This window comes from Telluribacter humicola (assembly GCF_017355935.1).
GTDB classification, from domain to species: domain Bacteria; phylum Bacteroidota; class Bacteroidia; order Cytophagales; family Spirosomataceae; genus Telluribacter; species Telluribacter humicola.
Map to the genome: position 1 here is coordinate 2,102,617 of NZ_JAFIQT010000001.1, position 15,420 is coordinate 2,118,036.

General features: G+C 47.9%; 11 protein-coding genes. 4 read left to right on the forward strand and 7 right to left on the reverse strand.

What is annotated here, in order from left to right; translation table 11 throughout:
• Window positions 1–161: 161 nt before the first annotated feature.
• Window positions 162–395: an AtpZ/AtpI family protein gene (locus JUB14_RS09000; protein WP_207505527.1), complete on the reverse strand. Its 234-nt coding sequence runs from the start codon at window positions 393–395 to the stop codon at window positions 162–164.
• A 187-nt stretch (window positions 396–582) separates the two neighbouring features.
• Between JUB14_RS09000 and porW the strand changes: the two genes are divergently transcribed.
• The 4 genes from porW (at window position 583) to uvrC (ending at window position 8,379) form a co-directional block, all read left to right on the forward strand.
• Window positions 583–2,763 (forward strand): type IX secretion system periplasmic lipoprotein PorW/SprE, encoded by a 2,181-nt coding sequence (porW, locus tag JUB14_RS09005; RefSeq protein WP_207505528.1) that lies wholly within the window; start codon window positions 583–585, stop codon window positions 2,761–2,763.
• A 120-nt stretch (window positions 2,764–2,883) separates the two neighbouring features.
• Window positions 2,884–5,184: a penicillin-binding protein 1A gene (locus tag JUB14_RS09010; protein WP_207505529.1), complete on the forward strand. Its 2,301-nt coding sequence runs from the start codon at window positions 2,884–2,886 to the stop codon at window positions 5,182–5,184.
• Window positions 5,185–5,277: 93 nt separating this feature from the next.
• A complete protein-coding gene (locus tag JUB14_RS09015) occupies window positions 5,278–6,420 on the forward strand; it encodes a glycerate kinase (protein ID WP_207505530.1) in 1,143 nt (380 codons plus the stop codon).
• 147 nt (window positions 6,421–6,567) lie between these two features.
• On the forward strand, window positions 6,568–8,379 hold the full coding sequence (gene uvrC / locus JUB14_RS09020) for an excinuclease ABC subunit UvrC (RefSeq protein WP_207505531.1): 1,812 nt from the start codon (window positions 6,568–6,570) through the stop codon (window positions 8,377–8,379).
• Window positions 8,380–8,464: 85 nt separating this feature from the next.
• On the opposite strand, the gene porN is transcribed toward uvrC, so the two are convergent.
• The 6 genes from porN to JUB14_RS09050 form a co-directional block, all read right to left on the reverse strand.
• Window positions 8,465–9,529 (reverse strand): type IX secretion system ring subunit PorN/GldN, encoded by a 1,065-nt coding sequence (gene porN, locus JUB14_RS09025; RefSeq protein WP_207505532.1) that lies wholly within the window; start codon window positions 9,527–9,529, stop codon window positions 8,465–8,467.
• A gap of 56 nt (window positions 9,530–9,585) precedes the next feature.
• Window positions 9,586–11,178 (reverse strand): type IX secretion system motor protein PorM/GldM, encoded by a 1,593-nt coding sequence (gene porM / locus JUB14_RS09030; RefSeq protein ID WP_207505533.1) that lies wholly within the window; start codon window positions 11,176–11,178, stop codon window positions 9,586–9,588.
• A gap of 58 nt (window positions 11,179–11,236) precedes the next feature.
• Complete coding sequence (gene porL, locus JUB14_RS09035; RefSeq protein ID WP_207505534.1) at window positions 11,237–12,061, reverse strand: type IX secretion system motor protein PorL/GldL; 825 nt, start codon at window positions 12,059–12,061, stop codon at window positions 11,237–11,239.
• 106 nt (window positions 12,062–12,167) lie between these two features.
• The gene (gene porK / locus JUB14_RS09040) at window positions 12,168–13,253 is read right to left on the reverse strand and encodes a T9SS ring complex lipoprotein PorK/GldK (protein WP_207505535.1); all 1,086 of its coding nucleotides are present in this window, start codon (window positions 13,251–13,253) and stop codon (window positions 12,168–12,170) included.
• A gap of 257 nt (window positions 13,254–13,510) precedes the next feature.
• Entirely contained in the window at window positions 13,511–14,479 is a 969-nt protein-coding gene (locus tag JUB14_RS09045; RefSeq protein ID WP_229367597.1) for a PorP/SprF family type IX secretion system membrane protein, read from the reverse strand.
• Window positions 14,480–14,610: 131 nt separating this feature from the next.
• The gene (locus JUB14_RS09050; RefSeq protein WP_207505536.1) at window positions 14,611–15,396 is read right to left on the reverse strand and encodes a uroporphyrinogen-III synthase; all 786 of its coding nucleotides are present in this window, start codon (window positions 15,394–15,396) and stop codon (window positions 14,611–14,613) included.
• Window positions 15,397–15,420: the final 24 nt, after the last annotated feature.

Consider the following 15,420-nt stretch of genomic DNA (forward strand, 5'->3'; position numbering starts at 1 on the left):
CATAAGCCGGTGAATCAGCACCGAAACTCCTAGAAAAAATGCTAGTATATACCAGATCCACTGGTGAATAAATCGGCCGAGTTCAGTTTTTTGAGCTAAAAAAAATACAATTCCCAGAAGGGCTGTTACAATAATGCTTCTCAGCATGGAGAGATAAGTAGTTAATTTTTGGGAAGTCCCCGTATGAACATATATAAAGAACCACCGATAGATAGCAGTGACAGGATCAGCGTCCAGACCGGAACTTTATTTTGCTGCCACTCGTCAAGTTTATAGCCGGCGTAAGTAAACAGCAGGATAGTGCCGAGCATCTGAAAGGCCAGGCTTGAGTACCGTGCGTAGTAGTTGGTACGTTGGCGTGTCTTATCCCAGTTCTCTTGTTTTGGATCGCTCATGATACCTTTGGTCTAGGCCTGGTGGAAATAAAAGGTAAAGTTGCCTCTATTTTCGGAATTGGCATTATCTTCGATACGTAATTATCAGATTTTGCGTTCTTAATAGAGCCAGATACTTTAGTTAAATCTTAGAAATCACGTGTCTGTGATCCAGTATACTTTCTCGTTTCTTAGGCGCCTGGGAACCATGGCTGCACTGATTGGTGCACTTACCGGATGCTCCCAGTACAGCAACCGAACCGGTAGCGTGGCTTTTCATAATCTTACCGCCAAGTACAATGCCTACTACATAGCACGTACCGATCTGAACGAAGCGGAGCGGGAAATCCAAAAAGCGTACCGTGAAGATTATAACCAATTGCTGCCCATACTGTTGCCTTTTGATTCGACGCTGGCCGTAAAAGTAAAACCTCAACTGGAAGATGCTATTAAGAAAGCATCTATAGTAGCCGAACGCCATCAGAATAGTAAGTGGCTGGACAATAGCTATACACTTATTGGTAAATCAAGGTTGTACCTGGGTCAGTGGGAAGATGGTCAGGAAGCCCTGCGGTATGTATTTGCTAACGGCCGGGACGAAGATGATAAGAATGAGGCCCTCATCTGGCTCATGCGTGCCTACATAGCGCGCAACGATTTTTCAAATGCTCTTAATGTATCTGAATACCTGCGTCAGCAATCAATGACCAAAGAGGCTACCCGTGATTTTTATCTGGCGAAGGCCTACTTACATCAGCAGCGCGGTGAGCACCTTACCGCGGTAGCCATTCTTGAGCAGGCATTTCCGTTGCTAAAGAAATCGCTCTCAACTGCCCGTCTTCACTATGTAGCCGGCCAGCTCTATGACCGCATTGGTCAATTCGCCCTGGCTAATGAGCACTACCAGAGCGTTAACCGCAATCGCTCTTCCTATGATCTGGCGTTCAATGCCAGCATGAATTCGCTGCAGAACCAGGTACTGCTTAACCCAAAGACGGACCTCTCTACGGTTGGATTTGACAGGATGCTGCGTGACCGTAAGAACACCGACCTGCGTGACCGGATCTACTATACTATGGGACTACTCGCCGAGCGGCGGGAACAATATCCTCAGGCGCTGGACTACCTGCGTAAGTCCATAACGGTTGCGGGGGCCAATACCCAGCAGGTACCTTATACCTACCTGGAGCTGGCCCGTATCAACTATGATCGCCTGGATAACTACGAAGCGGCTAAGGCTTACTATGATAGCGCGTTGGTAATACTACCCAAAGAGGCTGGTGAGTACCGGTTGGTTTCGGACCGGAAGAAAGCCCTTGATGAGTTTGTGACGCAGCTAACTATCGTGCGTACAGAGGATAGTCTGCAGCAGTTGGCCCAGATGAATCCTTTGGCCCTGGATCGAAAAATCGACGCTATTATAGAAGCAGAGGAGAAGCATAAGCAGCAGTTGCTACGTAAAGCTCAGGAGGCTCTGGCCGCATCTAACAACACCGCCAATGCAGGTGTGCCATTGGCCGCCGGTAATGAGCGGCGATGGGAGCTTTATGATCCGGTGTTGGTCAATCAGGGACGGATGGAGTTTCGCCGGTTGTGGGGGAGCCGCCCATTAGAGGATGACTGGCGCCGCTCAACTAAGGATACACGTTCATTTGCTCCGGCGGGGCAGGGGCAGGAAGCGCTGGCCGGTCCGGGACAGCCTCAGAATAGTCCGTCGGCTTCGGCGGCTATGACCAAAGGGTCAGCTGAGTGGCAGGCCCGTCGGGATGAACTGCTGCGTCAGATTCCGGTTGGTGATGCGGCTCTGGCAGCGTCCATGAAACGGGAAGAAGATGCCCTCTACCGCCTGGGAAAGATATACCGGTTTGACCTGAAAGAGTCGGATAAGGCAGTAACTGCTTTTAGTCGTTTGCTTAAAGACTATCCCAAGACGGAGTACCGTGAGGAGTTGTACTACTTGCTGTACCTGTCTATGCCGGAGCAGGATAAAACCCGCTCCCAGTGGAAGGATAAACTTTTATCGGAATATCCGGGTTCTACCTACGCTCGTTTGCTAAATCAGGCTCCCAAGGCTACCGAAGATGGTACAGGTACCGCTTCAACGGCGCCGACTAAGTCTTACGATAAAGTGTACGAACTATATGTAGCAGGTAATTATTCCGAAGGTCTGGCCCAGGTGGAAGATGCACTTACAAAGCATCAGGGCGGGCCGTTGGAAGATAAATTTGCTCTTCTACGAATATTCCTGGTTGGTAAAGTTCGGGGACGAGATGCTTATCTGCAGGCAATCAATGAGTTTATCCGCTTGTATCCTGATAGTGCATTACTACCACGGGTACAGGAGATGCTCGAAGTGACCGGGCAGGCATCGGTACGCCGGAAGTTTTGAAAATGCTATCTTTGCATTGCCTTATTTGATAAGAGAAATAGCTTCCGGTACGTTCTATTAAGTAGAAGTATACATTCCGATTGAAGCTCAAACCCTCAAATAATAATTAAAAACATAAAGATGATTGATTTACAGCGGGGAAAGTACCAGCGAATCATAGTTACTATCTGGCGTTTGGCAGCTATTAGCCTGGCTCTTATCGCATTTTATATTTTTGCTGTCAGCGTTAACCTATTCTGGTTGTTCGGAGGAATGCCAGACCTGAAAACGCTTGAGAATCCAAAATTTGAACTTGCTTCCGAACTGATATCGGAAGATGGCAAGTCAATAGGGAAGTATATTATCGAAAACCGTGCTCTGATTGAGTTCGATCAAGTGTCGCCCCGGCTCATTGAAGCTTTGCTGGCTACCGAAGATGCCCGTTTTATTAAGCATTCCGGTATAGATGTACGAAGCCTGGGACGTGCTGTAACCGGGGTAGTGACCGGTAGGTCCAGTTCCGGTGGAGGTAGTACCTTAACTCAGCAAACCGCCAAGAACTTATTTGAGACCCGTACCGAAAAGTACCGCGGTCACCTGGGTAATGTACCTCTGGTACGTACCGTGATTGCCAAAACAAAAGAGTGGATTCTGTCAGTGATCCTCGAGCGGAAGTATACCAAGCGCGAGATCCTGATGATGTACCTCAACACAAACTCATTTGGTAATAATACGTATGGTATAAAGGTAGCCGCTAAAACCTATTTCAATAAAGAAGCCTGGAACCTGGATGTACACGAAGCGGCCCTACTGGTAGGTATGCTGCAGAATCCTACTTTCTGGAACCCTTTGCGATTCCCCGAGCGGGCCCTTTTGCGTCGTAATACCGTACTGGCACAGATGGTAAAATATAATTTTCTGGGCGAAGAGCAGTTTCAGAACTACAAGGCCAAGCCTCTGGAAATTAATTTTACCCTGGAAAGCCATAATACCGGTCCTGCTCCTTATTTCCGGGAATCTATGAAACCTATCCTTAAAACCTGGGTAGAGCAGTACAACGAAGATAACAACACCGACTACGACTTGTATACCAGCGGGCTACGTATTTATACAAGCATTGATTCGCGGATGCAGCGCTACGCTGAGGAGGCTGTGAAGGAGCATATGAAGCAGCAGCAACAGCTGTTTTTTGAGCACTGGAAAGGCCGTGATCCCTGGATTGATGATAACGGAAAGCCCATGAAGAACTTTATGGAGAGAGCAGTTCGTGTATCGCCCCGCTACATCAGTCTTAAGAGGGAGCTAGGTGAAGAAGAAGCGATTAAGGTGATGCGGACTCCTTATAAAATGAAGGTATTCTCGTGGGATGGTGAGAAGGAAGTAACGATGAGTCCTGTTGATTCCATCAGGTACTATAAGCACTTCCTGCGTACCGGCTTTATGTCCATGGATCCCCGCAATGGTCACGTGAAGGCCTGGGTAGGTGGTATCAACTTCCGTCACTTTAAGTATGACCACGTACGACAAGGTAAGCGCCAGCCGGGTTCTACATTCAAGCCTTTTGTGTACGTGTCGGCCTTGGATAAGAACTTCCTGACACCCTGCTCCCACGTTACTGACCAGCCTGTTACATTTACTTTGGCGGACGGAGTACCTGGTGGTAGCTGGACCCCCAAAAATTCAAATAGTAAGTATTCGTACCAGTCGCTATCACTTCGGCAGGCCATCGGTAAGTCGGTCAATACAGTGAGTGCTTTTATCATGAAGCAGGTGAAGCCTAAAACAGTAGTTGAATATGCTCATAAACTGGGTATTACCAGTGAACTTGATGCAGTACCTGCTCTTTGCCTGGGTACCAGTGATGTGTCCGTATTCGAAATGGTAGGAGCCTACTGTGCATTTGTAAATGGCGGGTACCGTACTGAGCCCATGACCGTATTGCGCATTGAAGATCGATATGGCAATCTTCTACAGGAGTTTTTTCCTAAGGCTAATCAGGAGCTTAGCTCGACAGTAGCCTATAATATGCTGTACCTGATGCGTGGGGCCGTGGAAGATCCGGGAGGAACCTCCCAGCGCCTGCACAGCTACGGTATCACTAAGGATAATGAGATAGCAGCCAAAACCGGTACTACCTCTAACTATTCCGACGGTTGGTTTATGGGTATGACCCACAACCTGGTATCGGGCCTGTGGGTTGGTGGAGAGGATCGTAGTATCCACTTTCGGACCATGGCTTATGGCCAGGGAGCGCGTATAGCTATGCCCGCCTGGGCCATGTACATGCAGAAGGTATACGCTGATCCTACGCTGGTACAGTACCAGAAGGGGGCATTCAACAAGCCTGCTGATTATAAGTTGGATTGCGGAGGCGTTTATTTCGATCCAAATGATACCTACGTACCGCCATCAGTATCTGATGACGAAGGAGCCTTGTTCTAGTCCAGATTAAATAGAAAAGATAGTGTATGCCGGAGGAGAAGTCTTCCGGCATATTCTTTAGTATATCTCACTACCAATCCTAAACCTACAGCTATGCACATACTCATCGCTCCCGACAAATTTCGTGGCTCCTTGGAAGCCGAAGAAGTCTGTCAGGCAGCTAAGGAAGGTATACTGCTGGCTTATCCTGAGGCAGAGGTAACGACTGTCCCGATGGCTGATGGGGGCGAAGGTACTACTTCGGTACTTACTCGCAACGCCGGAGGTACGCTGGTAGCCGCGCAGGTCAGTGATCCTCTGGGAAGATCTATCAGTGCCGAGTATGGTATATCAGCGGATGGGGCTACGGCTTATCTGGAAATGGCATCGGCCTCCGGTTTGCGCTTACTGGCTCCACAGGAGTATAATCCACTGCATACTACCACCTACGGTACCGGCGAACTACTCAGGCACGCGCTGGACAGGGGTGTGCGCACGATTATACTTGGTATAGGAGGAAGTGCTACTACCGACGGAGGAATCGGAATGGCCGCTGCTCTTGGCTATAAATTCCTTGATGGTGCAGGAGCCGTACTTCCTCCCATAGGTAACTCTATGTCAGCTATTGCCTCTATTGATTCTTCCGAAGTAGATACCCGCCTGCGACAGGTTTCTGTTGTTGTAGCCTGTGACGTGACTAATCCGCTTTACGGGGAGCGGGGAGCCGCCTACATCTACGGGCCACAGAAGGGGGCTGATGAGGCCATGGTAAGGCAGCTCGATGCCGGGCTGCGCAATCTGGCTCAGGTGGCCGCTACTACCTTTGAAGAGGATATAAGTCAAATGCCTGGAGCGGGCGCAGCGGGTGGGGTAGGAGCCGGTGCACTGTGGTTTCTGAACGCTAAACTACGGGAAGGTGTCAGGATCGTAATGGAGCAGACCCGGCTGGCTGAGAAAATCGAGCAGGCCGATCTGGTTATAACCGGGGAAGGAAAGGTAGATCAACAGACACTCAGTGGTAAGCTGGTAAAAGGACTAGCTGATCTGTGTCAGGAGAAGCAGGTACCCCTGGCAGTAGTATGTGGTACCCTGCTTATCTCACCGGCTGAAGCTCAGGAAGCCGGTATCACCTATGCAGTATCCGTACTTAACCGGCCACAGAGCCTGGAAGCAGCCCAATCCGTAGCCTTTGAGCGGGTGCGGGAAGCAACTTTTCATTTGGTACGGTTGTTTTATTCTGGGATGAAGAGAGGGTAGTAAGAGCAAATTCAGGGTAGTTTATGCACTATCGTCCATCCCTCTACTTACAAATGCTTTGTTCTATCTGCTACAATTGTGTAGGCAGATAGCTTCCCTTCTTTTTGTGATAGTTTTATATCTACCTCTTGGTTTTATTTGTTGCTAATGGCTGATTTTAATTATAAAGCAGAGCTTGCCAGAATACCGTCCGATCCGGGTGTGTACAGGTATTTTGATGATAAGGATGAGGTAATCTACGTGGGTAAAGCCAAGAATCTGAAAAACCGCGTGAGTAGCTACTTTGTGAAGTCTAACCAGCACGACCGCAAGACCAAGCGACTTGTGAGTCAGATTCGCCGGATTGAATTTACGATAGTACCCACGGAGTGGGATGCGCTACTACTGGAGAATCAGCTGATCAAGCGCTTCCAGCCCCGGTTCAACATACTCCTGCGCGACGACAAGACGTACCCCTTTATCCTGATTACCAATGAGCGGTTTCCCCGGGTAATGACCACCCGACGGATCGATCGTACAGCCGGTACCTACTATGGGCCTTTTGCTAACCTGAGGGCTATGTACGCGCTGCTGGATATGTTTAAGTCTTTGTATAACCTCCGGTCGTGTCACCTGAACCTCTCGAAAGAGAACGTAGAAGCGGGTAAGTTCAAGGTGTGTCTGGAGTACCATATCGGCAACTGCAAAGGTCCCTGTGAAGCTAAGATTACGGAAGAGGAGTACAACGTACAGATTGACCAGATCAACCATATCCTAAAAGGTAATCTATCCCTGCCGCAGCAGTACTTTAAACAACAGATGCTGGATGCAGCCGAGCAAATGGCTTTTGAGCAGGCCCACGAATGGAAAACGAAGATTGAACTGCTGGATGACTTCAAGAGTAAAGCGACGGTAGTGAATCCGCGTATTGGTGATGTAGATGTACTTACTATTGTTTCCGATGAAGATGCGGCTTACCTCAACTTCATGAAGATCACCAACGGCTACGTAGTAGCTACGCAGACGTTTGAAATAAAGAAAAAGCTCGATGAAAGTGATGAGGACCTGCTGGCGATGATGATCGTGGAAATGCGGGAGCAATACGGTACCCAGGCCAAAGAACTTATCTCTAATCTGAAGCCGGATATTGATCTAAAGTTAGATATTACCATTCCACAGATCGGGGATAAGAAAAAGCTGCTGGATATGTCGATGAAGAATGTAATGTACTTCCGGCGTGAAAAAGCAGAACGCAAAGCCGTAGAGGCCTCGGCCACCACCTCACGTAAGGATCGGGTACTTATAAAGCTGAAAGCTGACTTACAGATCAAATCTTTGCCCCACAGGATCGAGTGCTTTGATAACTCCAACATCCAGGGTACAAATCCGGTGGCAGCTATGGTATGTTTTGTGGATGGCAAACCTTCTAAGAAAGACTATCGCCATTTTACCATCAAGACCGTAGTGGGCCCTAATGACTTTGCCTCCATGCGTGAGGTAGTAGGACGGCGTTACAGTCGGGTACTGAGTGAGGGCGATCAGCTACCTGACCTTATCGTTGTGGATGGTGGAAAAGGGCAGCTTAGTGCAGCCTGTGATGCTTTGAAGGAACTGGGACTTTATGGTCAGGTACCTATAATTGGAATAGCCAAGCGTCTGGAAGAAATCTACTTCCCGGAGGATTCATTGCCCTTGTATATTGATAAGAAGTCAGAGTCACTCAAACTGATTCAACAGATCAGGGATGAAGCCCACCGCTTCGCGATTACCTACCACCGTGATAAGCGTAGCCGTAATAGTCTAGTGAGTGAGTTGGAAAATGTAGAAGGCATTGGTAAAGTAACGGCGGCTAAGCTGCTGAAGTACTTCAAGACCTTACGGGCCATTCGGGAGAGTTCCGCTGAGCAACTGGCGGTAGTAGTAGGTAGTGACCGGGCTCAAAAGGTAAGAGCCTACTTTGATACAATAGAACAGTCGTAGGTCTATCAAAATATTGAAAAGCCCTATAAAGCAAAAGGAGTGGCCATATGGCCACTCCTTTTCTATTTTCGAATACTCAATCCTACTAGTACTCCCACAGACCGTGCTCAAGCTCCATAAGCTCCTGCTCGTACTGTAGAGATTTCAGCAAAGCTTCTTTGTCATTCTTGTAGATTGACAGGAAATCTTTGTTGTTAGGGTTAGAGTACTTGATAACACGTCCGTAGAATAAACGAAGATCAAGTGCATCAGCCAGATTTTTGTGCTGAGCCTGGTTCTGGGTGTTATACCAGATGTACTTCTTCTGATCGCTTCTGAACAGACGATCTATATCCTTGTACTTGAAGTAAGCAACAGGTATCTCCATACCGGTTGCTGTGTTCTGCTCGGCTGGAAGTAGAATACCAATACTCTGAATATCCATGTACAGGCGCGAGCGCTTCTTGTCGAAAGTCCACTCTTCTTTCATTTCAAGCAGACTTAGCTGATCCGGGAAGAACTCCTCTTCGGTAGCTGCCATCATTACATCCTGCTGGAAGTCATCGGCGGGCTTAACCTCTTCGACGGGCTTCTCTTCTTTCGCTGCTGCTCCTTTTTTACCCTTTGCGGTAGTAGTAGACTTCTTTGGAGCTGGTGCTCCCCATCCGTCATCCTCCACAGCGGCAGTCTTCTTAGTATCCTTCTTAGGGGTCCCCCAGCCATCATCAGCTGGTTTTTCAGAAGACTTGGTAGCGTCAGCAGGCTTAGCATCCCAACCTCCTCCATCCGCTGGTTGTGGCTTACCAAAACCGGCCGCGATTTCCTCAGCTGACAGCCCTACTGTCTGGTTAGGCATCAGCAGTTTCTTCCGCAGTTGATCCGTAGTAAGCTCCGTCACGCACGAATCCGTAGCGTAAGCAGGGATAAGACCCGCTTTGGCAGCTTCCAGAAGATAGCGGGTAATCTCATTGTTCGATGAAAACATCGGGAGATTTTGCTTCTCTTTCAGGTCAACTCTACGCCAAAGCGTACGCTTCATCATTATATCATTCTGATCAATGGGGCGTGCCGACAGCTGATTGTCTTTCGACTCATCTCTCTCCTGAGCATTAGCTACCGTAGTACCCATTGTCAGTGAAAGGATAGACCATGCTATAACTTTACCATTCATTCTCATAGCCACTGATGTCTTTTTTGATTTTTCTTTATAACGATATAAAACCTAAATCAGTATAACGGAATGATACGAGTTTGGTTCCCCATTTCAACATCGCTGATATTTCCGCGGAAATTCCGGCGCTGTACACCCAGAATCTCTACTACATAACGGTCACCAGACTCGGCCTGCTGAGCCAGAGAAGAAATAGAACCCCCACCATTCAGCGTTATCGGTCCTGCTACACGACGATTACCACGAGCCAGAGAAACCTGGATCTGATTTACGCGGAACTGTGCATCTTCAGGAGAGAAATTCTTGAAACTCTCATCCGCAATAGCAAGTACCTGAAGGCTACGGGCACCTGATGCCGGTACACCGCGACGCTCATCCAGCGCTGCACCGTTCACCCGCACTTCAAGAGATGGCTTGGGTACCCGCGACACGCGGAAATTCTCTTTACCCAGCAGGTTGCCTTGGTTGTTTACATTCAGAATTACCTGAGCCCTATTAGGTACAATAGTGATACGTCCTTTCTGACCGCTAGGGATGATTTCGGCTCCGTCGGCGGTGAAGGTTGGGGCCCAAAGCGCACCCAGTGAAGGGCTCTGAATACTTAGCTTGTTAGAGCAACCCAGGTACAAAGGAGGCAGCGTACCGGTTTCGATCTGGTACGTAGGCTTCGCTACGAAGTACTCATGCTCCAGACGAACCGTAGTATCACGACCTGATGGGGTAGGGAAGGAGATAGTACCTGTCAGTACCCGGCGAGCCAGACCTTCGGCGTTATAGCCACCACCCTGTGCCGTAAATTCGATGATACCTTTACCATTCTCAACCCGAACCGGTGAACCGTTCAGACTCATACGGGGAGTAATACCGCTGGCCGAAGCCGCAATAAACATTTCTCCACGGTACTTGGCGCCTGCTGCTACCACTTTGGATTCAGAGCTGATCATAGCCAAAATCCGGTCAAATTTGATATCCGCGGCTCCCACTTTGCTGGCCAGATACGTAAGTACCTCACCTTCCATACGACGAACGTCAGTTTGCTTCTGGCTAAGTACCGCCAGAGCTGCTGCTACGGGAGTCTGTGCAAAGTTCAGTTCAGCAAAGTCTTTGTTACGCTGGTCTGGGTTGGTGCTGGCAACCGGATCCTGGCTACCATCCAATGCCAAAGGCTGAAACTTCTGATTGCCGTAGTTACTCAGGCTGTTTACATAGTTGTTCAGACGCTGCTTCAGAGCATAGGCTTTACCATTCTTGTTGGCGCCAATCATCATCTGAGCTACTTTTTCTTCTTCCGCAGGGTTTTTGATGGCACCTTGTTCATTCATTCCACCACCGGCTTCCTGAATGATCTGTTGCTTCAGACCATTGATTTCGTTTATAACATCAGCTGACGCTTTACGTACTTCATCAGCCTGTTTCATTACCGTTACGTCGGAAGCGCGGTTACCCGATTTCTCAACAGCGGCTTTAATTCTTAGTACGGTTTCTTGATTTATCTTATTAGCTGCCCCAGAAGATAATTCGAGTGAATTGTTGAGTAGAATGAATTTCTCGATGATAGCCGAACTTACTTGCAGAGCAAGCATTGCAGTCAGTACCAGATACATCATTCCGATCATCTTCTGACGGGGAGATTCTTTTCCACCTGCCATATGGTTCAGTGATCAGTTTTCAGTGAAAGGTTGATTAATTAGTGGGGTCGTGCAAATATCAAGCGTTACCGCGCATTGCAGTCAGCATATTGCCATAGATGTTGTTCAGAGATGAAATGTTAGTTGTCAGTTTTGACATTTCATTCTTGAATACCTGCGATTCTTTGGTAGCATCTGCCATGTTTTCCATGGCCGCTGTAAGGTTGCCGTAGAAAGCGTTCATGGCCTTCAGGTGCTTGGTAGTATCCTGCAACTCTAATTCATATACGGCGTTAAGAGCACCCATGTTCTTAGTGATCAACTGGAACTGCTCACGGTATGACTGGGCGTCACGGGTAGCATCAGCCATGGATGACATAGCACTGATCGCAACACCATATGACTTGTTCATGTCATTGATAGCAACAGAAGCGGACTTTACATTATGTGCGTATTCGTTAGTAGCTACTGTAGCGTCAGTCAGGTCTGACATGCGGCTTACTGTATCAGATAGATTACGGAAACCCTTACCCAGATTCTCAAATATCTCAGGAGAAATCTTGGCATCAGAAAGCATTTTATCCATACCGGCAGTCAGACCATTTCCGGTACCTACGGCTACTGTTCTGCCGGTAGTTACACCTGCGCCTGCGTAGTCATCAGCGAGTTCAGGATATACGCGAGACCAATCTGGATCTTTCTGAACGGGTTGTGCAAATGTCTGTAAAGCATACAGAGCAAAAATTACTGCTTCGGTACCCAGACCGATGGTTAGCATCTCGCTACCACCTTCCCAGTGTTGAATTTTGAAGAGGGCACCAAGTACTACTACTGCGGCACCGGCACTGTACAATGTAGGTAGTACTTTATCGAAGAAAAAACTGGAACCGTTGTTCTTAGCCATACTAATTCGGATTGTTTACAATTATTATAGGTTGTGAATGAAAAGTTTAGAAGAAGTATTTACAAAAGAAGCAGCTTTTCGCTGCTTCTTATTTTTTCGTGTTTGGTTAGCGAAGCCCGCGACCGCGACCCGCGCTGGCACCTCGGCGCCCATCTACATTATCCATAACGCAACGGAAGCCAATGAATGCACGACGCTCGGTTTCGAATTCATAGCTACGGGTACCTGTCTGCAGGTAGTAGGCTACATCTTTCCACGAACCACCTTTGATCACCTTACGTGGCTCTGAAGGGTCGTCGTTCTTAGGGTTCATATCCCACATGATAGCATTGGCATTGTCAGCAAAGGCATCCAGTGTCCATTCAGCTACGTTACCAGCCATATTATATAAGCCGTATTCGTTCGGATTGTAAGCATTAGCCGGAGCTGTGTAAGGGTATCCATCCGCGTCGTAGTTACCACGCTGTGGCTTAAAGTTAGCCAGGAAGCATCCCTTACCGTTCATGGTATAGGGGTTACCCCAGGGGTACTTGGCACTGGCACGACCACCACGAGCTGCCCATTCCCACTCCGCTTCGGTTGGCAGACGGAAAGACGGCGAATAGAACATACCTTCTTTACTGCGGAAGTCATTGTAAAGATTAGTACGCCACTTACTGAAATACTGAGCAGCGACCCAGTTTACACCTACTACCGGATAGGTATCAAAGGCAGGGTGCATATAGTAGTACTCTACCATCGGGTCACCATTGGAGTAGGCAAAGTCCTTCTTCCACACGGTAGTATCAGGATAGTACTTGGTTTTAATCTCTTCTTCACCCAGTACAGATATCGAGTCAACCATAAGAGCGTCTATAAACTGACGGTACTCGTGGTTGGTAATCTCAGTATCATCCATATAAAATGAACTAATCGTAACACGACGGTTCATATTTACCATAGTGGCTGCCAGATCTTCGTCGGCCTGTCCCATCACAAAAGATCCAGATGGAACTGCTACCATCCCTGCCGGTGTAGTCTGACGATAACCTTTACGGGCAGTTGCAGTAATTTCTCCATTTGTGACTCCACTCTCTTCACCTTTTCCTCCGCCAAAGCGCTCTTTGATAAAGCCACAACTCTGCATAAGTACGAGCGAGGCTATCACAAGCAAACTTTTGACTCCGTTCCGATAGAACATGTTTACATTCATGTGGCTTTTGCTATTTTGTATAATTAATGTCAGTTCTAAAAACGTTAACCTGTAATTGAATAGTATACACTATTTGTTGCCTTATTTTCTCCTGTAATAAATTTCTACTTCTACTCGTCCTAACGAAACCTATACATGTTTCGTATATCAGCCCCGGATTTCTTAGTAAAAGCCACAAATATAAATTAAGCTTTGCAAACTGTCTAACAACAATTAGACCAAACCCTCAAAAAAGTACGCCTTCTACTCCTAATACTTTAAAAACGGAATCTGGGGGTACGTACAATAGTTTTTTTGCCCATTTTGGGAGCCGGCAGAGCGTAGGATAGCAGCACTTCGTAAGACGTGGGCGTTTTGACGGTGGTGCCACCTACTACTATGTCATAAGCCCCGGATAGTCGCAGGGACTGGTCCCGCATCAGGTTAATACCTGCCATTACTATGATGGCATCCTGATGACGATAGGTTACTCCTCCCCAATAACGTTCGTTATAGGTTGCCATTGCGCCACCCTCTACCGAAAATTCGTTCAGGTCCGTCTTGACGAGAAAAATAGGCTGAATATCCAGCAGGTACCCGAATTCCAGGAGCATACCGGCATTGAGGTAGTAGGTAGGTACCAGGGGATTGGTAGCAGTTTCTGACCCTAGTTTATATTTTGCTCTGAGCAGGTGTGTGGCCGACAGTCCCACATAGTAGGCGCTGGTTTCGTAACGTACACCCACCGAAGCATCCGGGTGAATTTCGGATACTACGCCGGTTTGAATAAGGGGGTCACCCGGCTCACCGGGGCGAAGGCGGTTGTAGTCAATGGCGCGGCGGTACATACCGGCGCGGGCACCTACTGCAAAGTTGCCGTTGGTAAGAGGAATGCGATAGGCAGCCGAAAGCTGAAAGTCTTGATTGGTAAGCGGACCGAGGCGGTCGTTGAGGGCATAGAAGCCTATGCCTATATTTTTGATGGGAACACTAAGGGAAAATAACTGGGTAGAGGCGGCGCCTCCATCGTCAAAAGTGCCCTGATAACCAGCGTACTGTGAACGGTGTGTGAGCTGAAAGCGGGTAAGTCCGTCGGCACCGGATGCGGCTGGGTTGTAGTAGATTTGATTTAAGGAGAATAAGCTAAACTGTGGATCCTGCTGTCCAAAGGCCCAGTGTGTAAGTAGCAGCAGGGCTACCGCCAGTGTGCGTGAAGTAAACGTGCGCATCATAAAGGTTAAGGTCATATCGGGACATTTTCTCTGTAAAATACTGCTCCACTGCCCAAAAGTTTAGAGAATAACGCATAATCAGGAAAAAAATTGAGAAATACGCAAAAGGCCGGGAAAATTTTCCCGGCCTTTTGCGTATCAAAATGTTACTGGATATTATTCGCTTTTCGAATGTAAAGTTCCAGGGCTCCGGTCATGGAGGGAGCGTTGGGAAGGGGGGCCTGGATGTCCAGAAACAGACCAGCTTCTTCAACCGCCTTGGCCGTTGTAGGTCCGAAGGCAGCGATACGGGTCTTATTTTGTTTGAAGTCCGGGAAGTTGTCAAACAGCGACTTTATTCCGGATGGACTAAAAAACGCAATGATATCATAGTACACATCTTCAAGATCCGACAGGTCTGAGGACACCGTCTGGTACATGGTGGCTTCCGTAAAGTGAAGGTCTTCGGTATCAGCAAATTCGGGAATGTCGTTTTTACGAACGTCCGAGCAGGGGTACAGAAACTTCTCGTTTTTGTGCTTACGAATCAGCTCAATGAGCTCAGCGGCGGTCTTTGTTCCCGAAAATATCTTACGCTTGCGAATAACAATGTACTTCTGTAAGTAATTGGCAGTCTGCTCCGAAATGCAGAAATACTTCATGTCGGCCGGTACTTCAATTCTTCCTTCGGTACAGATACGAAAGAAATGGTCAATAGCATTGCGGCTGGTGAAAATAATAGCCGTATGATCAAGGATGTTGACCTTCTGCTTACGAAATTCCTTGAACGAAATACCGTCCACCTGAATAAAGGGCCTAAAATCAACTTTTATACCATACTTCCGGGCTAACTCATAGTAGGGGGAATTTTCATCGGCAGGCCTCGACTGGCTTACTAGGATGCTTGTCACCCTATTGAGCCGATCCTGATCAAATTTGATGGTCTCACTCATTTATTTTTCAGCATTAAATATCCC